The sequence below is a fragment of the Paenarthrobacter sp. 10N417 genome (genome assembly GCF_056394745.1).
Genome location: NZ_JBFTIL010000027.1, coordinates 91,971 through 113,882, shown reverse-complemented (window position 1 = coordinate 113,882; position 21,912 = coordinate 91,971). Strand labels below are relative to the sequence as shown.

24 protein-coding genes are annotated in these 21,912 nt (G+C 61.8%); 5 read left to right on the top strand and 19 right to left on the bottom strand.

Annotated features, from left to right (window positions below):
• Positions 1 to 141: 141 nt before the first annotated feature.
• Positions 142 to 606: a single-stranded DNA-binding protein gene (locus AC1DCM_RS24160; RefSeq protein WP_477520008.1), complete on the bottom strand. Its 465-nt coding sequence runs from the start codon at positions 604 to 606 to the stop codon at positions 142 to 144.
• Between the two features lie 200 nt (positions 607 to 806).
• Here AC1DCM_RS24160 and AC1DCM_RS24155 point away from each other — a divergent pair, with 200 nt between their 5' ends.
• Positions 807 to 1,097 (top strand): hypothetical protein, encoded by a 291-nt coding sequence (locus AC1DCM_RS24155; RefSeq protein WP_477520007.1) that lies wholly within the window; start codon positions 807 to 809, stop codon positions 1,095 to 1,097.
• Between the two features lie 461 nt (positions 1,098 to 1,558).
• Here the strand turns inward: AC1DCM_RS24155 and AC1DCM_RS24150 are convergent, their stop codons facing one another.
• The 17 genes from AC1DCM_RS24150 to AC1DCM_RS24070 form a co-directional block, all read right to left on the bottom strand.
• Positions 1,559 to 2,800, bottom strand: a complete 1,242-nt coding sequence (locus AC1DCM_RS24150; RefSeq protein WP_477520006.1) for a hypothetical protein — start codon at positions 2,798 to 2,800, stop codon at positions 1,559 to 1,561.
• Positions 2,797 to 3,339, bottom strand: a complete 543-nt coding sequence (locus AC1DCM_RS24145) for a DUF4365 domain-containing protein (protein WP_477520005.1) — start codon at positions 3,337 to 3,339, stop codon at positions 2,797 to 2,799. Before AC1DCM_RS24145 ends, AC1DCM_RS24150 begins: the two co-directional genes overlap by 4 nt.
• Positions 3,340 to 3,850: 511 nt before the next feature.
• Positions 3,851 to 4,702: a hypothetical protein gene (locus AC1DCM_RS24140; protein WP_477520004.1), complete on the bottom strand. Its 852-nt coding sequence runs from the start codon at positions 4,700 to 4,702 to the stop codon at positions 3,851 to 3,853.
• 115 nt (positions 4,703 to 4,817) lie between these two features.
• Positions 4,818 to 5,114 carry a hypothetical protein gene (locus tag AC1DCM_RS24135; protein ID WP_477520003.1) on the bottom strand — a complete coding sequence of 99 codons (297 nt, stop codon included), beginning with the start codon at positions 5,112 to 5,114 and terminating at the stop codon, positions 4,818 to 4,820.
• A complete protein-coding gene (locus AC1DCM_RS24130; RefSeq protein ID WP_477520002.1) occupies positions 5,111 to 5,506 on the bottom strand; it encodes a hypothetical protein in 396 nt (131 codons plus the stop codon). The genes AC1DCM_RS24135 and AC1DCM_RS24130 overlap by 4 nt, the downstream gene beginning before the upstream one ends.
• Before the next feature lie 4 nt (positions 5,507 to 5,510).
• On the bottom strand, positions 5,511 to 7,343 hold the full coding sequence (locus tag AC1DCM_RS24125; protein ID WP_477520001.1) for a type IV secretory system conjugative DNA transfer family protein: 1,833 nt from the start codon (positions 7,341 to 7,343) through the stop codon (positions 5,511 to 5,513).
• Positions 7,340 to 8,902 carry a conjugal transfer protein TraC gene (locus tag AC1DCM_RS24120; protein ID WP_477520000.1) on the bottom strand — a complete coding sequence of 521 codons (1,563 nt, stop codon included), beginning with the start codon at positions 8,900 to 8,902 and terminating at the stop codon, positions 7,340 to 7,342. The genes AC1DCM_RS24125 and AC1DCM_RS24120 overlap by 4 nt, the downstream gene beginning before the upstream one ends.
• Positions 8,899 to 10,437, bottom strand: coding sequence for an SCO6880 family protein (locus AC1DCM_RS24115; protein WP_477519999.1), 1,539 nt, complete (start codon positions 10,435 to 10,437; stop codon positions 8,899 to 8,901). The genes AC1DCM_RS24120 and AC1DCM_RS24115 overlap by 4 nt, the downstream gene beginning before the upstream one ends.
• Positions 10,438 to 10,623: 186 nt before the next feature.
• Entirely contained in the window at positions 10,624 to 11,676 is a 1,053-nt protein-coding gene (locus AC1DCM_RS24110) for a hypothetical protein (protein WP_477519998.1), read from the bottom strand.
• A gap of 103 nt (positions 11,677 to 11,779) precedes the next feature.
• Positions 11,780 to 12,139, bottom strand: coding sequence for a hypothetical protein (locus AC1DCM_RS24105; protein WP_477519997.1), 360 nt, complete (start codon positions 12,137 to 12,139; stop codon positions 11,780 to 11,782).
• A 15-nt stretch (positions 12,140 to 12,154) separates the two neighbouring features.
• Positions 12,155 to 12,820, bottom strand: a complete 666-nt coding sequence (locus AC1DCM_RS24100) for a hypothetical protein (RefSeq protein ID WP_477519996.1) — start codon at positions 12,818 to 12,820, stop codon at positions 12,155 to 12,157.
• Positions 12,821 to 13,005: 185 nt separating this feature from the next.
• Complete coding sequence (locus AC1DCM_RS24095) at positions 13,006 to 13,650, bottom strand: hypothetical protein (RefSeq protein ID WP_477519995.1); 645 nt, start codon at positions 13,648 to 13,650, stop codon at positions 13,006 to 13,008.
• 31 nt (positions 13,651 to 13,681) lie between these two features.
• Positions 13,682 to 14,824 carry a transglycosylase SLT domain-containing protein gene (locus AC1DCM_RS24090; protein ID WP_477519994.1) on the bottom strand — a complete coding sequence of 381 codons (1,143 nt, stop codon included), beginning with the start codon at positions 14,822 to 14,824 and terminating at the stop codon, positions 13,682 to 13,684.
• Positions 14,821 to 15,183, bottom strand: coding sequence for a hypothetical protein (locus AC1DCM_RS24085; protein WP_477519993.1), 363 nt, complete (start codon positions 15,181 to 15,183; stop codon positions 14,821 to 14,823). The genes AC1DCM_RS24090 and AC1DCM_RS24085 overlap by 4 nt, the downstream gene beginning before the upstream one ends.
• A 44-nt stretch (positions 15,184 to 15,227) precedes the next feature.
• Positions 15,228 to 16,055 (bottom strand): sigma factor, encoded by an 828-nt coding sequence (locus tag AC1DCM_RS24080; RefSeq protein ID WP_477519992.1) that lies wholly within the window; start codon positions 16,053 to 16,055, stop codon positions 15,228 to 15,230.
• A 142-nt stretch (positions 16,056 to 16,197) separates the two neighbouring features.
• Positions 16,198 to 17,262: a DUF2637 domain-containing protein gene (locus AC1DCM_RS24075; RefSeq protein WP_477519991.1), complete on the bottom strand. Its 1,065-nt coding sequence runs from the start codon at positions 17,260 to 17,262 to the stop codon at positions 16,198 to 16,200.
• 156 nt (positions 17,263 to 17,418) lie between these two features.
• Positions 17,419 to 18,354, bottom strand: a complete 936-nt coding sequence (locus AC1DCM_RS24070) for a hypothetical protein (RefSeq protein ID WP_477519990.1) — start codon at positions 18,352 to 18,354, stop codon at positions 17,419 to 17,421.
• Positions 18,355 to 18,505: 151 nt separating this feature from the next.
• On the opposite strand from AC1DCM_RS24070, the gene AC1DCM_RS24065 reads away from it, so the two are divergent.
• Positions 18,506 to 18,901, top strand: a complete 396-nt coding sequence (locus AC1DCM_RS24065; RefSeq protein WP_477520023.1) for a winged helix-turn-helix domain-containing protein — start codon at positions 18,506 to 18,508, stop codon at positions 18,899 to 18,901.
• Here the strand turns inward: AC1DCM_RS24065 and AC1DCM_RS24060 are convergent.
• Positions 18,898 to 19,614 (bottom strand): SDR family NAD(P)-dependent oxidoreductase, encoded by a 717-nt coding sequence (locus tag AC1DCM_RS24060; protein WP_477519989.1) that lies wholly within the window; start codon positions 19,612 to 19,614, stop codon positions 18,898 to 18,900. The two genes, AC1DCM_RS24065 and AC1DCM_RS24060, sit on opposite strands and share 4 nt — an antisense overlap.
• Before the next feature lie 132 nt (positions 19,615 to 19,746).
• Between AC1DCM_RS24060 and AC1DCM_RS24055 the strand changes: the two genes are divergently transcribed.
• Genes AC1DCM_RS24055 through fabI form a run of 3 tightly spaced genes read left to right on the top strand, consistent with a single transcriptional unit; the run spans position 19,747 to position 21,906 of the window.
• A complete protein-coding gene (locus AC1DCM_RS24055) occupies positions 19,747 to 20,007 on the top strand; it encodes a hypothetical protein (RefSeq protein WP_477519988.1) in 261 nt (86 codons plus the stop codon).
• A gap of 33 nt (positions 20,008 to 20,040) precedes the next feature.
• Positions 20,041 to 21,138, top strand: a complete 1,098-nt coding sequence (locus AC1DCM_RS24050) for a hypothetical protein (protein ID WP_477519987.1) — start codon at positions 20,041 to 20,043, stop codon at positions 21,136 to 21,138.
• Entirely contained in the window at positions 21,139 to 21,906 is a 768-nt protein-coding gene (fabI, locus tag AC1DCM_RS24045) for an enoyl-ACP reductase FabI (RefSeq protein WP_477519986.1), read from the top strand.
• Positions 21,907 to 21,912 lie beyond the last annotated feature (6 nt).

The window sequence follows — 21,912 nt, the reverse complement described above, 5'->3', positions numbered from 1 at the left end:
GCACGGCCTTTCAGGTTTACATAACGTGGGTACGGCCACGGAGATGTCAAGCGAGGGAAAAGGTTGGCGGCCTCTGAACGGCCACAGGCCCGCCGCCGCCCGGCAAGGGCGGCAGCGGGCCGAGATCAGGGTTGTGGCCGGTTAGTTGCTCAGACCCCATTCGCGGTCCACTGCAGATTGCTCCACGCGGACCGGTTCCACCTGGGCGTCGATGGACTCGCTCCACGCACCCTTGGGGTTGGGCTGGATCTTCACGCTGGCGAAGTCCAGTGACGCGGACACTTCCTCAGCCCAGACCCGGTGATTCATGCCCGGCGAGCCGTCCTTGGCCACGTACGGCACGGCCTCGTAGTTGCCCGTGATCGTCGCCCGGTTGCCCTTGGCCAGCGATTCCACGACGTTCCCGCCCAGCCGTGCGCCCTTGACGGCGACGTCATAGAACACCGGCTCGCCGTCCTTCCACGCGTTCGCTTCCCGGTCGAAGAGCCGGGGCGTATCCGCCAGACGGAAGGTCACCAGCTGGGAACCTTTCACGTCCCGGATCACCGGGTCATCGACCAGGTTTCCCGTCACGGTGTGCTTGTCGAGCCTTGGACGTCCAGCCATCTCATGTACTCCCTCGTCAGCGGGCACCTGCCTGTCAGGCACCGTTACCTGACATTTCGTCTGCGGGCACGAGAGCATGTGTGACATACGCCGTCGGCGTTCTGGGCACGGTTCCACCGCCGAAGCTCCATAGTGGCGCAGAACGGGCACCGCGTCTTGGGGCTTATGCTTCACTAACCATGGTCGTTGAAGGGACCCCTATGCCTGTTGAAAATGATGACGACCCTACCGCCAATCTCACCAAAGAGCAGATTCTTGAGGCTCTGTTGCCTCACCGTCCACGCGTCGGTGCTGAATGGATCGAGATTGACGATATTCGGGAGCCTCTCGCCCCCATTCACTACTATGAAAAGAACTGGCCTGGCGACATGCTTAACAGCCTGAAATCCCGTGAGGAAATCTACCCGCCGGAAGACTTCGTTCTCATCGTCAGCGAGGTGACCGATCAGCCGTATCACTACAGCATCCTGCCGTTTTGGCGTAAGAAGTAGCAGGACCGGAATGACGTAGGCAGCACACATCAAGACGAGGGCTCCGTCCTGGCGTCATAGGTACGTCAGTGACGTCACCCGGTGCTTCTGTCAGCAAATATCCTCCTGCGCCCAAGCCGCTACGATCAGCGGTCTTAAAACGGAGAAATACCCGGCCACAACCTTGACTGCAGCCCGGATCGCCATCGCGGGGCTGGGAGGTCCGCATGATCGCGGAAGAGCCGCTAACGTACCTAACCGCGTTGACCACGGCGAAGATCAGGCCCCAACCGACCCCGCTGATGAACACGATGTACTGGTCACAGGGCGCGCTCGCACCGTATGAAGCCACGGTCAGTGCGCCTCCCAGAACCGCGTTACCAACATTTGGCCAGGCCAAGCCGGCAAAGCGCCTCCCTGCTGGTCCCAAGTCAAGCCAGTGAACGGCTAAAAGCCTGCCAATTAGCGGATGCTGGAGCCGATTAGTCGTTCAGCTCGGAGAGCATCAGTTGGGGACGCGATGAACCCAGCTTGTGTTGGAGATGTGAGGTGTCTGGAATAATCGGAGGAGCGAGCTCCCAGCTCCTTCCCTTTTTCACCAACGTTCCTTCAACGGAATAGACCAATTTTTGATGATGAGCGATGATCGCCCAGACATAGTCGTTACCCGTCAGCGGAACTCTTATCCGCCGAAGATTTCCCCGCACGTCAGCAGATATGACGGCCACTCCGTTGTCTTCGCCGTCATCGCCGGGAAGCCCTCTCTCCAAGCTAGCAACCTGGCCCATGATCGTCTCGGTTGCCGGCGCGATCTTCCTCTTCAATCTTTCTTCAACTGAAGGGAGTTCGAGAAGCTCGCTTCGATTTAGAACGATCGAGTCGACCACGTCCGTCCCGACAATCTCACTCGGTGACCATTGAAATGACATGTCGAGGTTTTTCAGTGTTTCAGCCGAACCGATGTCGCGTAGTGCTCTCACTAACGGGAGACTCACCCCTTCGCCGAGGGCCTCATCCAAGCTAAGGTGCTGCGACGAATCCCTGTCAACGTGACGTTGGACCGCTTGAAGCCCCCGAGACAGGGTTGTCATGACGCGGCGAGTGTATGGCAACGGTTCGGATCGGTCGATATCCTCAGAAGTGCTCACCTGGTCAAGCGCCTTCGCCTTCACCGGCGGTTTTGCATCTTCATCGTCGAGGCGCGCAACCACCGTAATAATGAAGCTGCCCTTCTTCGTGTGCCCCATTCGAACATCGTGTTCCATAAAATGATTTACCCCGCGCGGTAGTTTTCCGACGTGGCTGTGTCTCGGATTCGCCGCCGTGGTCGCCGCGGCACGTACCATTTTTTCGATTGAGTGAATAAGCTCGGTGGCTTGAGAAAGGGGGATAGTCCCGTCGGCGGTGTTTTGATCCAAACGGACAAAGAATATGTCTGCCCGCGCACTCAAAAGCTTGTCTGACAGTTCCGGGAGTGCTACTCCGAAATGCCGAGACAGGCTTTCAATGGCTTCTCGAAGTCGAAGGTCGTAGTCAACGTATGTTTTATCGATTGGAACGAACAGTGCTTTTCCGCGAATAGTTGCCACCCCAGGGGAGCGCCAAATTCGGCCCCCACGTTGCGGTCCTTCGCACCTCCAGTCTTCGCTGGCCAGAAACTGCTCAACGCTGTGGAAGTCAAAAGCGTAGCTGCTGGCGACAGAGTCCTGCTGATCCAAACTCATATTTCCTCAGCCCCGTACAAATCTTTGATCATGGTCAGCAATTGAGCCGCCGTGAATTCGTTGCTTTTCGGTACTTTTACTTGGATTGAGGCTTGGTGATCCGGGAGAAGCGGAAAATCACGTGCTGGCATCCAGTACGTGTGCGCCCTTGCGAGCAACCCGTTGGTGTCATAGTGAAGCCAGTGGCCAGGTTCAACCGGAATTATCGTTATACAAAGAATGGCAGGCGAATTACGTTTCGCACTGGTCATTTTTTCGTACGTGCGTCGATTTATCGAATACAAAACAAAGTCGCCGCTCGAGTGGCTGTCAGAACTGGTGCATTTCATCTGAAGGTCAATAGTCGGGCTTATAACATTGGAGTATTCAACCTCAGACTTGAGAGTGAGATCGACCGCCCCCATATCGGTTTCCCAGCGTCCCACAGTTAGACCGGCCGCGGCTGACACCAGATGGGCGCACGCGAGGCTGAGCTGTTCCTTCATCTGGGAGATATCGAGAGAGCCGACTGGCAGCGTGTGTGAGATTGCAAGCGTCATACAGCTTCCCCATTGATATGCATAGTGACATCAAAGCACATGATGTCCTGACCGTCGTCGCGGGAACCTATGAATAGGACAGTTTGGCCCGGGACCGGCGTGGCGGGGTGGATCCTAACGATCCTCGCAGCCGTGAGGCAACCACTTCGTCCCCGGATCGCTGATTGTCACTATGAGACTGAGACGCCCGAGTCGTTTGGCACCCCATGACAGCTTCAGGAGCTTACACCGAGCTCTCATCGGCCAACGAGACGGTCATCGCGGATCTTGTCCGCAAGGCGATCGGCGATTGAGGGTATTGACGCATAGGCGTCGACGCGGCCGCCGCGACGACTTAGAGGCACTGATCAAGGTCAGGACATGCTGCGGATGTACAAAATGCTCAGGCCACCGACGCGATCGAGCGATTTACAGCCGGGGGCGACACACCGGGGGTCCGTCCCCGAGCCCGGTCACGGAAACCCGCACCAATTGCGTCCGGCTTCAGTTCTCTGTCTTGAGGTAACTGTCATCATTTCTTCTGCTCCTCATCACTTTCGGCTTCTTGTTCGGGATGTCGTTCCCAGCCCTCAGGACTGGTCTTATCCCGGGTAGTTTCCCAATACACGTCTTGTTGCTCGGGTCTGGCACCCATGTCGGTTCGACGCACTTGGATGCTGTCTGCGGCGGCGCCGGAGAGCAGTGTGACGTGTTCAATGACCGGCCCGCCCGGCTTGGGGAGGCCGCCGGCGAGAAGCTCGCGTCCGGTCTCCAGGTCGCCGCCGGCACCGACGGCCACCGGCCGCCACCAAGCGTTTTCGCTAGTGCGAGGCAATTCCACCGTGGAGGTGATCCCGTCCCGGACGGCAGCCCACCGTTCCTGGTTGTAGGTGAATGGCAGGTCAGGTTCATCTGCGACGTGATTGACGACGGCGCATTGGTGCGTTGATGCCATTTCCGTGAGCCGGCCTTTGAGTGCCTGGACGTGGGGGTGCCAGGTGGTCATGGCTCCGAGTCCGGGTGCGCCTTCTTCCCAGATCTTGTATTCGGCACACATCGCGGCATATAGCTCGGCCACGAGGTCGGAGTGTTCGTACCAGCATGCCGGGATGATGGCGCTGTTGATCTTGTACTCGCGGATGAACCAGTCGACCCATTGCCGTAGTCCGGTCCACGCCGCTGCCTGGTCTTCCGGTGCGATGTCCCGCCACCGGATTCCGAGCCATTCGGGCGGGCCTTCACCGAGGGCCGTTTCAAGGTCCGGGTCCAGGAACCCGGGCAAGGCCTTGGGCTCGTCCGTGCCGCCTTGGTTCCAGACGTCGACGTCCTCGTCGGCGTTGAACGGTTCCGCGTTCCAATCTGTTACTGACGGTTCGCCATTCATGGCTTGGCCTTTGTTCGCATCATGTTCCGTTCGTTGTGGCCACCGTTATCGGGGCCCCGTCCTGGATTGTTCTCCCGGCTGCAACAGTGCGTATGTCGGGCTTGAGCGGCCCGGTTCACCGGGGCCTGTGTGGCTGATATCCGGGCAGCAAGGTTTCCATGAACCGGTCCAGAAGGGCATCGAGGGCATCGGCCGCGGCGTTGGTTCCGGGGCGTCCATGGGAGCGCATCCATTGGTGCGCGGCGGTGTGGCAGCGTGGACACAGCGGCACGGAAACGCCGGTTTCGGCGGCGTTGCAGTCCCGCAATTCGTAGTGGTCGTGCTCAACGATGTGTTCTTCGATGCGGTTGGTAGGCAGGTGACACAGCCAGCATTGCCCCAGGGTGCCGGTGGTGCTGTGCGGATCGTTCATGGTGTCCTTTGATGTTTGCGGGACAGGATGGCGGTGATGACGAGGGTGGCGCGGCGCCGGTCCCACCCCCAGTAGTCCCCGCGCCGGTCATCGAGAACGCGGTGCAAGACTTCGTGGTGGTCCCTGCAGAAAGGCAACAGATCAGAGTCGGCCTCCCCCGCCCGGTAGCTGCCGTCGTCTCCGATGTGGACGCCGTCGTAGCTCGTGTGGTGAAGGTCCAGGGAACCGGCGTCGGTCAGGGTGATGCCGCAGACCTGGCAGGCGGGCTCAGAACCAGCCTTCCGGCAGTCCCGGAACCAGCGTTGCCGGCGCCACGACCACGCACCGGAGCGCAGGTATCCGGTGTAGCGGCAGCGCCGGCTGCCGGTTTTGCGTCCAAGGGAGTACCCCACGGGCTTATCCGGGGACTTCTTCGATGACGCGCGCGGTCTTTTTGGATGGTTTGTCGTCGCTGGTGAGTTCGGCTAGCAGGGACTTGTTGAACGTCCCGATGCTCGCTTCGATTTGTTTTGCGTCGGGGCGGTCACGCCAGCGGGTCATTTTCATCAGGAACGGCCGGCCATTGCGCCCGACGAACAACCCGTACCCGAAAGGCAGGCGCCGCAGTTCTGCCACGGTCAGGACGTCTTTGTCCCGCTTGGAGGTGTTCGAGGAGAATCCTTCGGCGGTGTGTGTGACGGATTGTTCGGTCACGGTGCGTGTACCGAGGAGTTTGACGAATGATTCGAGGTCTTTGTCGTTGCCGGATCCGCCGAGCTGGATTTTCACGGTGGCGGAGTCGAACACGGCCTGGGCTTCTTCGGAGCCCCATCCGCCGCGTGCTTGGGCGAGGGACTGAAGGACCACGAGCGGGCTGATCCCGATGCCGCCGCCGTCAGACATCAGCGTGACAAGGCCTGGCCAGGACGAGGACATGTTCGCGATTTCATCCAGCACCAGTGACATGGGCGGGTCCAGCCGGTTGCCGGGCAGCCGGATGGCCATTTCCCGGGCGGTTTCGGTGATTTCGTCCATCATGGCGATCAGGAACGGGGCCATCGCCCCGCCGCCGGACTTCGTTCCAATCAGATACAGCGTCCCCCGGTTCTTGATGAAGGTCCGGGGGTCCAGTGCTTCCTCCGGCGTGGCCGGTTTTAAGGTCTCACGCACGAGGGGCACTGCGAGGCCGGCGAGGGCTCCTTCGACGCCGAACCAGCGCGATCCCAGCATCTTCGGGTCCCCGTCAAGGATGGACTTCAATGACTTCCCCCAGCCGAACGCGGCGTCGGGGTGATCTTCAAGGATCTTCGTCGCCGCCGACGCGGTCGCCGGCGCTGTCCCCCACAAATACAGTTCATCCACGCTCAATCCGCCCAGGGCGGCGGCGTGCAGGAGGGACTGCAGGATCGTGATCGCAGCGCCGGCCCATTCCTGGTTCGAACTGGACTGTCCCAGACCGGAGGACCCGATCAGGGACGAGGCCCGGCGTGCGGCGACTTCCGGGCGTTCACAACCGGTGATCGGTGACCATTTCAGCGAGGACTTCGCCCCGGTGAGGCCTTGCGGGTCAAACAAGGTACAGATACTGCCGGCGACTTCACGCAGAGCGTGGGTGGCCGCGAAGTTGTCCGCACGGGTGGAGGTGGTGATCACCGAGCCAGGGGCGTCCAGGATGGCGCTGATGAGCAGGTGGAAGCCTTTACCGGAGCGGGGCGGGCCGACCAGCACAATGGATTCCTCACAGGAGACCAGCACGGCCTGGGACAGGACATGGCCCATGGTGATGGACGCGTCCGCCGCTGTCGGCCTATCCAGCGTGGGACGGATGCTTTTCGCCCGTTGCTGGATCTTCTTCTCCCCTACCGTGGCCTTCACTTCCTTGACCTTGGCCAGTCCCTCACGGCCCATGATGTCGTTCACGAAGTACTCGTCCGAGAGCTTCCAGTCATGGACCAGCTTCCACACACCCACGATCATCACCACAGCGACGAGGACCAGGAGGATCATCCAGAAGATCACGGCCCCGGATTCCGGGCCGCACGCGCTGGCCGTCACCCCGTACACCGAGGCGTCGGCAGGGCGGGAAGGATTCAGGAACCCCAGCGGGTGCAGAACCGAGGGAAGGGTTGTGAAGGATCCGCACCGGAACCATGCAGCGATCTGTCCGGGCAGGTACAGCACATACAGTACGAGGGCGACGGTTCCGAGTCCTAGGACCGCCATCTGGGTGGATTTCTCCATGGCTTTCATGCTGCTGCCCGCCTTCCGTGAGGTACTTCGCCCAGGGTGGCTCCCCGGGTTTTTCCGTCAGTATCGAAGACCGGGATTTCGGCGGTGGTGCGTTTGTTCCGCACGCTCACCGTCCGGGATCCGACCTTCCACAGCCCGGTCCCCTGTTCTGAGCCGTTGATGTCTTTACGTTCGGCTTCGGTGAGGCCAAGTTCCTTCTGGGTGTCGTCCAGGTTCGCCGTTTCCTGCCGGTAGATCACCTTCACCTCGGTGTCGCCCAGCAAGGACCGTGCCATGGCTGCCATGGCCGAGCCGGCATCCCCGGCAATGGCCAGGTCAGCGAGCTTGTGGATGATCAAGATGTTGAAAATGCCGTAATCGCGGGCCAGCTTCCACGCCTCCATCATCCGTGTCAGGGACGCTTCGTCGCTGACCGAGTCCCAGCCTTCCTCATACACGCACAAACGCTGCCCGGAGTCGGCGTTGGTGACCATCGACTCAGCCCACGAACCAGTGCAGGCGTAGGCTATTTTCCGCGCCTCACGGGAGGCGCCGGTGAGTGCTTTGGTGTTGACCGTGATGATGGGCGCGTCAGGGTCGAAGTCGGCGGTGGTTTCGCCGTCGAACATTCCGGCCAGGTCGCCCTCGGTGGTGCGGGCGAATGCGTGCAGCAAACGTTCGGCTGCTTCGGCGACTGACACGGACTTCTCCGTTGTCGTTGCCATGTCCCTTAGCTGGTTGATGAACATCGGCAACGTCGGCACCCCCGGCGCTACGAGGCGGACGGCGTTATCCAAGGCGATGGACAAGGCTGTGTGTTCGGCGCCTTGGACGCGGCGGTCCAGCAGGATCTCGCCGATGGTCTGCAGCAGGTTCAACCGTCGTGCCCGGACCATCGCGGCCCACCGGGCGTCGGTCATCGGCTCCCCGTCCGGGGTGGTGGAGGGACGGATCCCCTCGTCCAAGGGGTTGACCCTGTCCGGCTGGCCGGGACCGACCTTGATCGTGTGACCTCCCACGAAACGGGCCACGACATCCCATTCGCCTTTGCGGTCGGCCAAGATCAGCGCTTTACGGCCCAGCAGCACCAGACGGACGACCAGAGACTTGGCGCAGGTGGATTTGCCCGAGCCGACGGCCCCCATGAGGATCATTGACATGCCGGTGATGACTTTCGCCCGGTAGAGCTCCCACGGGTCGAACACGAACGCGCCGCCGCCGTAGACATCCTCCCCGATGTACGCGCCGTGGTGTCCCAGGTTCGCGCCGGCAAGGAACGGGTACGCCGACGCGAAGGAGAACGCCGTCTCGTGGAAGGGCCGCGGCCGCAGCCGGAACGCACTGCGCAGGTTGTGTCGGCGCTGCTTCCCGCCGCTGGCGAACGCCCGGTCCGGGAAACCCTCGGCATTGATCCTCGCTGCGGACAGGGCCTCCGTAATGGCTTGCTCGCGGGCCAGCTTCTGATACGCCCTCGCCTGTCGGGAAGAGGCGAATACGTCTATCAGCGCCACCTTGCCGGCGGCGGCATTGCGTGCCCGCTTCGCCGCCCGGCGGTTCCTGATCCTTGACTTGATGCTCATAGCAGCCCCCTTCCCAGCGGCATGGCGGCGGCCACGAATCCTTCGGCCTGCTGCCCGTACAGGCAGCGCAATTCGATCTGGGACGCGGCCGCGGCGTTGCGCAGTTTCGTGGAATTGGTCTCCAGCTCGTGCTCATCGGTGGCGGAGACTGTCACGTAGCCGCCGATCTTCAGCGCCCCGAACCCGTCCGTGAGCTGCATTTCCCGGAATTCCAGATCAGAACCTTCCAGGCGTTGCGCCCGGGAAATAGGCCGGCCCAGCCGGTCCTGGACCCGCAACCCTGCCTCCCAATCCGAGAGTGACGTCGTGACTTCCTTCATCGCCTTCGCCACCGAGTAGGGCCGGGCAACCAAGGTCACGGTGTGCCGGAAGTCCCCTGCGAACACGAGCTTGGACATGAACCCGAGCTTCGCCCGCTTCCTCGGCCATTCGGAGATCCACCAGCTGCGGTGCACGCCCGTGTCGGTGCGCAGCGAGGACCATTCCGGCAGCATCACCATCGGCCCGGCCGCCGACGGTGCGACGCCGGCGAAAGCGCCGGTCCGTTCGGAGATTTCCACCGCCGATGCCGGATCCGTGGCCCGACGGATACAAGCGGCCAGTTCGCGGGCGTTCATCCAGAACTTCACCCGGGTGCCCGTGGACGCCAGCGATTCCGTGACGGATCCGACCGTGCCGCCGGCGACGTCCATGAACCCGCCCAACCCGCCGCCGTGCGCGGTGATGGTCTTCTCCAGTTTTTTCTGGCTCAGCACGACCACCACCCAGCCCTCGTGGTGCATGATGCCGCGCCCGCCGGAGACAAGATCCTCATATGCTTGGGAGGCGAACGAGTTGATTGTCGTCCCGGACAGCGGCACGAGGTCCCCGGCGCGTTCCACCAGCGGGGCCTGTGCGCCTTTGGCTTTGTAGTAGTCCCGGATTTTCGCCCCCGACACCACCGACGTCTGGTCTGTCAACTGCAGGAACTCGATGCCGTCCTGCGCCGACAGCGCCGTCAGCACCGCGGAGAACGCCTCCGTCCGGTTCACTTGGTCATCATCGGACTCCAGTTCGAACGCGTTCGTGGACTCCACCTGCGCGGCAATGATCCCGTACCGGTTCACCGGGTCATACACGAACGCTTCCCCGGCCGGCAGTTCATAGCAAATCAGTTCGTTCAACTCCCCCGGCAGCATCAACCGTTCGGGTTTGCCCGGGATCAGCTTGCCGTTCTTTCCAGGCTGCGCCCGGTACACCGGCGGACCGTCTTCGGGGTCCAATTCCACACGCGGCGCTCCTTCAAGATGAACGGGCACAATCTCCAAAGGGGTTTCGGCGCGGGTCTCGCGCAGGAACTTCCCCTGCCCGGTCGCCGAGGCCCAGCGCAGGCCCGTCCATTTCGCCAGCCACTGCAGGGTGGACTTCCCCGCCCACCGGGTGCAGCACACCAACGTCGAGAACACCAGCACGGACCCGCCAATCAGCCAGCCCAGCGGGAACCCGAAAACCCCCACCAGAACAACCGTCACACCAAGGCCGATGCCAAGGAACACCAGCTGGTGTTTCTCCAGACCAAGCACCACACCGCGCTTGGCCTCCCGGCCAAAACGGACATCATCCCAGGTGAGCTCCTGCTCAACCACCACATCTGAACTCATCGGACTACCTTCCCCAATACTTCACGCATCATCTTCTTGTTCTCAATGCAGGCGGCGCCGTACCTGCCGCAGCGGTGTGATTTAGCGTCCACGTGCAACCCTGCCCGGGAGCCTGGCGACCCTGCCGCCCGTGCGGGTCAGGCCCCGGGTGAGTTGACCGCCGTGCCGTTCAATCCGGCGCCCGGTCGAGGACGCTGCACCGGCTCCGCCGCCGATGATCCCTTCGCCCGCCCCGCCGGTGAGGAAGCCCATGAACTTCATCATCAGCATCGGCATGACCGCGGCCATCAGGATGCACAACAACCCCGCAAGGAACTGGAACGTCGAGTTCGACGTCGAGGACACGACCATCCCGAACTTGAGGACCATCGCGGACATCGGCTTAGCGATCAACAGCGCCAAAGCAGTGATCCCGAAAGCTTTCATCAGCCCTTTCGCGGCCTCCAAGGGCTGGGACATGACAGCGATCGGCAGCATCGAGGTCAGAACGATCAACCCCAGCATCCGGAACACCATGAACCCGGCCATCAACAGCGCCAGAATCCAGATCACGAAGATCAGTAGAACCGGGACAAGGACCGCGCCCGGGTTGCCTTGGTCTTTCGCCATCGCCCACTGCTGGTAGTTCTCATCCATCACCACGGACTTCGTCGCCGGGTCCCACGTCAGGCCGAACATCGCCAGCACCCCGGAGGTCACGTCATTCTCAGACGCTGAGTTCCCCGCCTGCAGGATGAACACCGAGACATGGTCCAGCGCCTGGATCAGGGTGAACATGATGCCGGCCAAAATGTACGTAGCGGGGATCGCGAACACCGCGGCCGCCCCGGCACGGATCAAACCCACCGTCGAGGACCGGAATAGGCTGACAACAACCTGCACACCGACCAGCAGCACCAGGACCGGTGCCATGACCTGCACCAGCTGGGTCAGCATCCCCGGGTGCGTCACCGTCGTAACCGTGCCGCCCACATGGGTGTTGATCGTTCCGCCGATCACCGAAATCCACCAGTTCGAGTTCATGTCCGTGGAACTGAAAGCGTCCTTCACCACGTCAAAAACACTGCCCGCGAACCCTTGAATGCCGCCTTGGAAGAACTTCTGGATGTCCTCCGCCGGACCCATCGGGACCATGACCGGGGCCATCACCAACCACGACCATTCAGGGTGCTGACCCGGTAAGGGAAGCAGCCGGCACACCGAACCCTCTCGGCGATTACGCTTGGGAGTGCCGTCATCAGGCGGCCACGCCCAGCAGCACGCCCAAAGCCTTCGCCGGTACGGCTGGTGCGAGGTTGTTGCCGGTGGCCCAGAACACCAGACCGCTGATGGAACCGATCACGGCCGCGCCGACGAGTCCCCAGACCAGGATCATGAATCCGGTGGACTGTGCGCTGGCCATGCCGGCGAGCTTGCCGCCAACGGCCATGGCCGCACCGATCACCAGGATGATGACGATCAGTACGATGCACGTTGTCATCACCCCGCCGGCAATGTCCCGCAGGACCGCCATCCAGGGGGCTTTGTCGTTGGGCTTCACGTTCGGATCAATCGCCTCGAAAGGGATAGCCGACAGGACAGAGGTCAAAACACTCATGGGATTTTCCTTCAACTAGTTCTTGCACTCGGAGGTAGTGCGCGGCTTGTAGGCTTTCCCGCTCGAGTAGGACTTGTCCCCCAGGACTTTGATGTAGACGTCCTTGCACGCGTCAGGGCTGAGGTTGCTGGAGGTGCAGTCCGGGCCGGTCGGGGTCCACGTGATCTTCTGGACACCGGAATCACCGAACGCGTTCTTGGAACCGATGACACTGTTGGCGTCCTCGTCGGAGAGCAAAGCCTTGGTGTACCGCGCGACTTCGTCCGGGGAGAGGGTGTTGATACCCGTGGGGTCGGACTTGGACACCGTGTTCGAACAGGTGGATTTGGCCGGGTTCTTGGTGACATCAATGGTGGGTTGCTGTGCCCCGGCGGGCATGAGGTCGAATTTGCCGAGCCCGGAGCCGTAGAACACAAGCCCGCCGACGGAACCGACGATCGCGGCACCGAGGAAGATCCGGCCCGTCCACATCAGAGACTTCGCCTGCGTGTTCGTCAGCGCACCCATCTTGCCAACGATCCACAAAACCACCGAGATCGCCCCGGAAATGACGATCAGCACGACGACGCCGGCAAGGACCATGCCGGCAAAGTCACGTAGACCGGCGAGCTGGTCCTCGGAGCCCACGTCGGCGGGGTCCGCGCCCAGGCGCCCTGCCAGAAATTGGAGCGGGTTGAACATGGTTTTCCTTTCCACAGGTGGGACGTCTCCACCGGCTGTTCACGCCCCAATTCCCCGTTCCCCTTGCCGGGCGTGTGTCAGCGCGGCGTCCGACGACACCTGGATCGGAGCCGAGTTAAAACGAGGAATGCCTTGGCACCAGCCCCTCAACGGGGCGGTACCAAAGCATCGGCTCTTGGGTGGTGCTACTTTTTCAGTTGTGCGGGGCGGATGATGTCCGCCAACCAGTACGAGCCGGGACCGGCCTTGTTCAGGCGCACCCGGTAGTCCCCGTCATTGGTCGGCACCACCGCCCACACCCAGTACGGATTCGGCGGGGACTCCAGTTCCAACCGTGCCGGGCCGGTCACGCCCGTGGCCGTAAACGCGGACAGCCCCGGATCCGACCATGCGTTCTGCGCCCTGCTGGTCAGCATCGGTTTGATCCTAGCCATCCAATCGTTCTTGGACGCCTTGGTGTTCGTGAAAGCCACCATGACCTCCAGTGCCCTTTCCTCGGCATCCTGCGCGGCACGGACGTCCCATACTGGAGCGCTCGTATCCACGCCTTGGCCCAGCTGCGGGGGCGGCTCGGGCGCGAACATCCCGGACGGTGTAGCCGACAGCGATGGGTGTCCTGCGGCGCCGGAAGGACTAGCGGTTGGCGCTGCTCCCATGGTGGTTCCGGCTGTTGCACTGGCACTTGGCGATGCAGAGGATGTCTGGTCAACAACGGGACCGATGCCGCCGCATCCCGACAGCAGCAACCCTGCCGTGAGGGCCACTGTCAGGCCAATGAACGGCCGGAAGTGGAATCCCGCGGGGCGTGCCCGCGTGTGGTGCGTCATCATCTTCTTTCCTTTCACCGAGTCTTGCCGGGGTCTACTTCGTGGGCAGATGCAGGAACATGTCCGGCATCGTATTCGCACGTTTCATGGTGTAGTACTTGTGATCGTCGGGTGGGAACCCGAAGTTGTAGCCTTCCTCGAGGTAGCTCCCGTCCGGGTAGACAGCCTTGACGATTGCTACGTGACCATACCCTGCCGGTGCGACGGGGTTGCTGGGCCCGTACCAGGCCACTGCCCCGACCGTCGGCGTGCGGTCCGTGGGCCAGCCCTTGGCCACCCACGCACTGAAATAGTCCCGCGCGTCGCCGAGCACTTTGCCGTCCGGGCGGAAGGAACCGTTCGTGATCTTCCACGGCGCCTGGGTGGAACCGAAGTCCTGGTTCAACCTCCACATCACGAAGTCCACACATTCGCGGTTGAACGCCCCGAACTGGGACTGCGAGCCGGCGGGGCAGCCGGCGTACCCGCCCGTGGCGGTCAGCTGGCAGTGCGGAAGATCCTTGAACGGGTAGTCGTCAACCCCGGTGCCCTGCCCCGTGGCGATGTCACAGCCGGCAGGATCCGGGGCCGATGCCTTGACCGCTGTCCCGCCTTTGTCCGCGAAATCGTTCGCGTACTGTCGGATCCGCACCACGTACTGGGCGGTCTCCCCGTTATCCGGGATGCCACGGGCTGCAGTGACGCCACCCCAGCCGGCGTTGTACCCGGCCAGGGCCAGATCCACCGGGTCCCCCGGAAGTCCGGAAGTCTTCGCCTGTTTGAAGAGTTCGGCCATGTACCGGCCCTGGGCATCGATGCCGGCCAAAGGATCAAACGGGTCCGCGCCCTTACCGTAAGACGCCCACGTGCCCGGCATGAACTGGGCAATACCCCGCGCCCCGGCAGCAGACACGGCCTTGGGATTGAACCCGGACTCCTGCTTCAACTGCCCCGCCAACACCGGCGCCGGAAGACCGGACACCTTCGAGGCAGCATTCAACGCGGCAAGGTACTGGGCCGGGACAGTCCCAGTAGCCAAGCCGGCACTCGGCAGGCCAGGCACGCACGCCGCAGACTGGGACGACGCATCAGCGGCAGAGCCACCGGAAACGGCCCCGACAACGACCGCAACCAGCAGGGACGCGCCAAGGATGACGGCGGCGAAGAACGCCCCGGCGCTGCGGAACAGCCCTTTCATCGGCCCAGCACCACCGCGCACCACAGGGCGGTGACCACCAAGGCCACCATGCCGATGCCCACACGCCGCCACACGCTCCCGGCCAGCCAGGCCGAGAAGCGGCCACTGCCGGTCTCGGTGTCGAATCCGCCCTCCAGGTCCGGCGGGGTCGCGTTCTCCACCATGCCCTGAACAGTGTCTTTGACGTTCAGGGCACTGTGAGCCACCCTGTCGGCGGCACGTTGCCGCCAGCTGCGCTTCTTGTTCTGATCAAGCAGTGCCCGCAACTGGACCAACTGCTCCTCGGTGAAACCACCGTCACCGGCGCTGTCTCCTGATTCATCCGGATCGCCCAGTGCCGATTCGTTGTTGGTACTCATGATCGGTTCCTCGCCCTTGTCGTTCCTGTGTGCTGGATGGAGCATCATGTGTTTTGGTTTTCAAGGACCGTCCGGGCGACCTGAAGAAGCCACAGTGCTTCGACCACGTACTGACGGCAGGTGTTCAGCGAGTAGCCAGTCACCGCGACAAGGTCAGCTGCTGTGACGTTCCCGAAACCGCCTGCCCGGACCACGGCCATGGAGAACGCGGTCGCCCATGCGCCTTCTTCGCCGCCGTCAGCCGGCAAACAATCGACCAGCGTCCCTACCGTCACCGGTTCTCCGGCCGTACGGGCGGCAAGGGCCTTCACCACGACCCGGGCACAACGGGACACTTCCCGGCGGGAGTCCCGCAGGGCTTCCGGTGTGATGCCCAACGCTGCAGCAGCCTTGCCGACGTCGCCTTGGTAGGTTTCCACCAGTGCCGTGACCCGGTGGAAGCTCTCCGGGTTGGCGACCAGCTGCGCGGTCAGGCCAAGGACGTTCCGGGCGTGTGCGGACCCGGCCAAACGGTCCACGACGTCCTGGCTGAAGTCCTTTTCTGTGATCCCGAGCGCCGTGTCCGGTCCGGTGGCCGCGACTTCGAGCTGGCCTTGCAGCCGGCCCCGAGTACCGGCCCTTTTCACGTGATCGAACGCCCTGCGCTTGGCGATCGTGATCACCCAGCCCAGCACATGCCCCTTGTCCGGATCGAAGGAATCCGCGCTTTTCACCGCGGCCTCGGCGGCGTCCGAAATCACGTCATCGATGTCCTGGACCATGCCGACCGAGCCCAGAACGGCGGCCACGGCGGCCCGTGTCCGTCCGTCCAGCACCGCAGTCGCGATGTCATTTTCCATGCCAGCGATCCCCCGGCCCTGACCAGCTATCATCAGCTTTTCCTGTCACCAGACGCCGACGAAGGACGGTGGAATACAGCTAACGCCAATGGCATTGACCGTTCGTACGGCTTGCACATCGTTTGGCTCAGCTGGCCCGGTTCCCGGGGGGCGTGCTGCACCATCGGATCCTCATTCATGAGTGCGTGCCTTCCTTCAACGCTTCCCCGGTGAAAAGGGCAGGCTTGGAGACCTTCAAATCATTCAGGCGTGTCCGGCCTGTCCGTTCAGACACGCCAAGGAGCTCAGCCGCACCCTTGCCAGTCGGCTGAGAACCGCTGGCGATCACCGACATCACCCACTGCTCCAAATCCGTGGGGCGCGGCGCACGGCCAACGACGGACAGCGCCGGGCGTGCCGGTTTTGCTACGGGAGCCATGGTCGCCGGTTCAAGGTGCGCCCCGGAGGACTTTGCGGGTTCAACAGTGACGTCGGAGCGTTCCGGGGCGATCGGCGGTTCGACGGGCGTTTCGGAATCGACGGTCTCAGGAAGGCCGTCAATGGTTGCAGGCTCCGGTTCAACGTCGGCGGCAACATCAAACACCGAGGTCTCTTTTGCCGTGGACGACACGGGCACGGAACCAACTGGCTCCAGTACGGGCTCAACTTCCGGAACCAAAGGCTCAGGGGCGTCCACCACCAGCGCTGCCGTGACAGCCGGCACCACAAGATCGACGGCCGTGTTCTCAGGGATCCTTTCACCACCGCCCGGTCCACCGGCCGACGGCGACTCAACCAACGCCGCTGGCACGGTCTCGTCCTCTGGCCGTCGGATCACCAACCGGCCAAGCTGCTCCGTGGCCGCGAACACCGCCAACGGTGCCAAGGATGCGACGGCCGCGCCAATGATCTGCTGTCCCATGTCAGGGTGCGGGATGGAGAGAGCGTGGGCCCCGTTCGCGACCATCGAGAACACGGTAAACCCCGCCAAAGACAGCCATGACGCCCACGTCCGCTCGCCTCGGTGCCGGTGGATGAGCACCGCCAGCGTGTAGGCCAGGATCGCGACGTCAATGAACACCGGTACCGCCCAGCGCAGCCACTCCGGCAAACCGGCCCACGCCGCAACCTCGTGCAGGCCTGTAAAGGAAACCATGAACGAGGCCACGGCGAGGAATCCCACCAAGCCCACGGTGAGCCACAAGGTGACCATCGAATCCGGGTTTATGCGCTCCGTTCTGCGTTCAGTAGTGCGCGCCATCAAATGTTCCCCCCATGGCCATGATCGCGACCAAGTGCGGGAACACGCCTGGCGTGTTCAATCGCTGCCGATACCCTGATCCAGGGAAGTAAAGCCCTTCGTACGTGATTGAGTGAATAGGCAGCCCCGCCCGGCCAGGTCAGGGGCTGTTTGCCTTTAACGGCGCTTCCGCGACTGCAGCGCATCCAAGAACCTCCCCAACTCATCGACCGCGTCTGTGACCAAAGCAGTCAAGGCCACCGCGTCGTCGATGCCACCGGCCAGCACTTTCACATCAATCGCCGTCAACACGTGAGAGAGTGCCAGCACGCCACGCCCGGCATCCGAAGCAAGCTCGGTCAGGGTTTCCGCGTCGGTGTCGTCCTCGACAGTCAGCGACGCAGGATCCAGAGTGATTTCCCCCGCCAGTCGGATCACTAGCGGCAACGGGGAATCCATAGTGCCCGTCAACCTGCGGGCCGCCGCCTTCCGCTCCCGCGCCGGCCGCGGCGTGAACGCCGACGGCGTCAACGCAGCGATCCCCATGTCCGACGGAGACAACGCCCGAAGCTCTTCACTCAACGGCTGATCCTCAAAGAAGCCGCGCTCCGGCTTCCTAGGCCGTGAAGGGGCTGCTGGATAGGACTTGCCATCAAGGCCCACGACGTTGCTCTCGGCAGGTGGCACATATGTGCCACCTGCCGAAGTGTCGGCGGCTTCGATAACACGCTTGCTGCTGGCAATGTCGCGCTCAATGGTCGTATGGCTCGCCTGAAGCGCAGACCCGATCGCCCGCGTGCTCATACCCGCCTCACGCATCGACATAACCACCGCCTGCCTCTCCTCACGAGGCGGCTGCAACGCCAAAGACCCAAACTCACCCTGGCAATACGCATCCCACGAGCTGTACCCCATAGCAGCCCACGCCCTCCCTTGATAGGCCGCAATGACCAGCGTGTAGGAATGCTCCAAAGCGACTCTGATTTGCCTTGTGAGTGCACGCGCCCTCGGGGCGTCCAGAGATGGGTTATCCGGATCAATCTCGTCGATGATTTCAACATCGTCCGAGGCCAAGGTTGTCCCGTTGTGCTCGCGGTCGATAGCAGTGGTCACTGTTTACCCTTCCAACTCCTGCACGCGATGAACTCGCTTAATGCCTTCATGGTTGCCTACAATGTAACATCATGAGTGTGTTAAGTGAATCCAGCTATGCATTTAATGCGTTCATTAAGGGTGAGTGAGAGTTGATGGAGGCGGCGTGAGTATGAAAACAGTGGAGATTAGGGGCAAAATGGGAGGCGTGCCTAAATATGCCCTTCCCGAGGAGAACTGGTCAGACGATCTGCTTCTAGCCCAGAGGGTCATCAGCACCCCGGCGCGGCTCGCGATTGTTGGATACCTCTACTCGCAGGGCCCAACCCTACGCGCAACACTCATCAAGCAGCTCTCGCTCGACAGCAGCCTAGTAGGCCGCAACCTTGATCAGCTGGAGGACCTCGGCATCCTCCTTGGAGACCCACCCCGCGGGGAGCGAGTTGGCCGCTCTACCCGGTGGGAAGTGAATAAAGAGAAATACAGCAGCATGGCAAAAGCGCTGTATGACTTCCTGGGCATTGATCTGCTCGGCCCCCCGGGGCAGGGGACCGAGCGCGAAAACTAGTAGCCGAGCCCTTCCCCGCCGCTGACGGGGATCAAAGCGCCGGTCAGGTATGTCATCGTACTGATCTTGTAGATCGCGTCGGCGATCTCAGCCGGCTCAGCGATCCTCCTCAGGGGCGAGCTTTCGATCAGTTTCTTCATGTCAGCTTCTTCGACCTTGGCTAGCATTGCCGTTCGCGTTGGGCCCGGCGCCACAACATTGATCCTGATGCCGCGGGGGCCGGCTTCCCACATTGCCGACCGCACAAGTCCATCGAGAGCAGCCTTGGAGGACGTGTAATGGGCTGATCCAGGGATCCCGGTCCGGGAGGATTCGGAAGAAACCAGAATGATGGACCCGGCGCGGGCGCGACTCATGTAACGGAGTGAAGCCTGGACGCACCCGAAGGCACCAAAAAGATTCGTCTCCATGACAGAACGCAGGTCATCATCGCGCATCCGAATGAGAAGATCTTGACGAACAACACCGGCGTTGTAGACGACGGTGTCGAGCCTTCCGTACATTTCGTCGATTTCCTTGAATCCGGCTTTCATAGCCTCGGAATCGGTGACGTCCAACTCGATGCCGTGGACGCCGTCAGAGACCCCGCCGCCACGATGGCTTCCCACGACTACGCAACCCTCTTGCAGGAATCGCTCAGCCGTCGCCCGACCGATGCCGCGGGATGCTCCCAAAACGAATGTGACAGGCTTGTCAATTTTCAACTTGCTCACCAAAGCACAATACAGGTACCGTCATTAACGGCTCACAGGCTTTTGTGGCCTACATCTTACATACTTTCAAGTGTGCTGCTGGACAGTGGTGTGCTGGCTTCCAAACCCAACGAATCGTTAGGGCGATAAGTCATGCACCCCGAAGCAATCAACGCTGTTTGCGCCGCAGCCTCAACTCCTTCACTCCGGATCCTCCGCGCCCTGAATCTCCTTCAGACGCCACAGAGACCCGAGGAGATCGCCGAAGGGCTCGATCTCTACCTGTCAGTGGTTACCCATGAGCTGGCAAAACTGGAATCCGCCAATGTCGTAAGGACAATTGAGGGACGTGTCCATTTGTCAGTCAACCTTGCCGCTTTCTTCGCCGGTCCGCTCCTCATGTCTCAAGCTTGACCCAACGCCTCAGCACAGGAAGAAAGGGTATCCATGTCTAAACCCAATGAGATCGACGCACGAGGCCACTGGGTCGTCATAGACGTCACCCCCGACGGCGCTTCCCTGCTCGCGGTCGGCGATGAAGACCACCCGGGAATCAGCCCCAGGAACTGGCTCGATGTCAGGACACGTACAGTCCTCTTGGAAAAACTTCGGGCAATTCTTACATCGGGGGAGGCTTTCGAGAGCACCGTGCATTACGGATCCCGGGAGTTCTTCGTAGTAGCCAAGCCCGTAGTCTCACCGGACGGAAAGCAGATCGTGGGCGCCTACGGGATCTTCGAAAACCCCGGGCATCCGATCCCCGTAGAGCCCCTGGTAGGCACATGGCAATGGAGGGTCAGCAAGCAGACGGGGAAGAATGTTGGGGAAGATGCCTCGCTTTGGGACGACAACCTCTTCAAGATGTACGGAATCGATCCCGCTACTGTCGAGAGCAAGCGTGGGCCAGCTGGCGAATGGCTGGCCAAGCTCATTTCCACTAAAGACCGCGACACCATCAAGCTAGTGATCGACAGCGGGATTTCCGTGAACAACCGAAGTCGTCACCTGCTGTCGTACGAGGTCATCTATGGCTACGGAAGCGCAAATCCACGCAAGAAGCAGATCGCCAATTCGGCGCGTGCCTACGACGATCCTGATTACCCGGATGCAATCATGCTGCGCGGCTTCAGCCGCGAAGTGGCCTCACCGATGAAGCTCATAACACCAGGGCTTTCCCCTGTTTCAAGTGGACTAATGACCGAGGCACTTTTCGCGCTGGCCGCGGACCGTGCCTTTGCGGCCATTGACATGCAACAAGAAGTGACCTTTAGGACGTCTGCCAAATGGGCCGACTTCGGGCTCCTCCCCGACTTTGAAGGGAACCTGGCCGCACTCGCTCACCCAGACGACAAATTCGGCTTTGAGCACCATCTTGCGTCTGCCGCTGCAGGCAGGATCGGCCCGGAAACGTCAATCAATGTGCGTTTGAGGACCACAGCCGAGACTTGGCAGGCGTTCACAGTTGAAGTCGCCCCGATTGGTTTGTTGGACGGCGAGAGCCGTTATCTCATGACAAGTCTGGTTCCGCAGGGCGAAGGAGCGTAGGTGGGAATTCTCGATGGCAAGACGATACTCGTCACGGGCATCTTCACAGAGCGGAGCATTGCATACGCGGCCGCGGAACTGGCCCAGCGAGAAGGGGCGAGATTGATATTCACAGGCTTCGGCCGGCGCTCCAAGATAACGCAAAAGATAGTCCAGCGCCTTCCCTCCGCCGGCCCGGTCCTTGAGCTGGATGCCACTAGCCAAGAGGACCTTGATTCGCTTCACTCCCGGCTGCTGGAGCACACAGGGCACTTGGACGGAATTATCCATTGCATCTCGGCCAGCAAACCGGAAGCTGTCGGCTCCGGATTCATGACCGCAGGCTGGGACGACCTGTCCACCAGCCTTCAGGTCTCAGGGGCATCGCTCCAGGCGGTAACAAAGGCCTGCCTTCCATTGTTGAGGGACGGGTCCAGCATCGTCGGGGTAACCCTTGATGGAACGCCAGTGTGGCCAATCTACGGCTGGGCCGGTGTTGCCAAAGCGACCTATGAATCAACCAACCGGTACCTCGCCTACCACCTAGGAACACGGAAGATCCGCTCCAACCTCGTCGCATGTGGCCCCTTGGACAATTTCACAGTCGCCGCCATCGATGGCATCGAGAGCGCCGACGGAGTGTGGGAAGGCCGCGCACCTTTGGGCTGGGACAGGGCTGACCTGCAGCCGGTGGCGAAGGCCGTTGTTGCACTGCTCTCAGACTGGTTCCCTGCGACCACCGGCGAGATCGTCCACGTAGACGGCGGCTACCACGTAATGGGAATGTGAAATTTG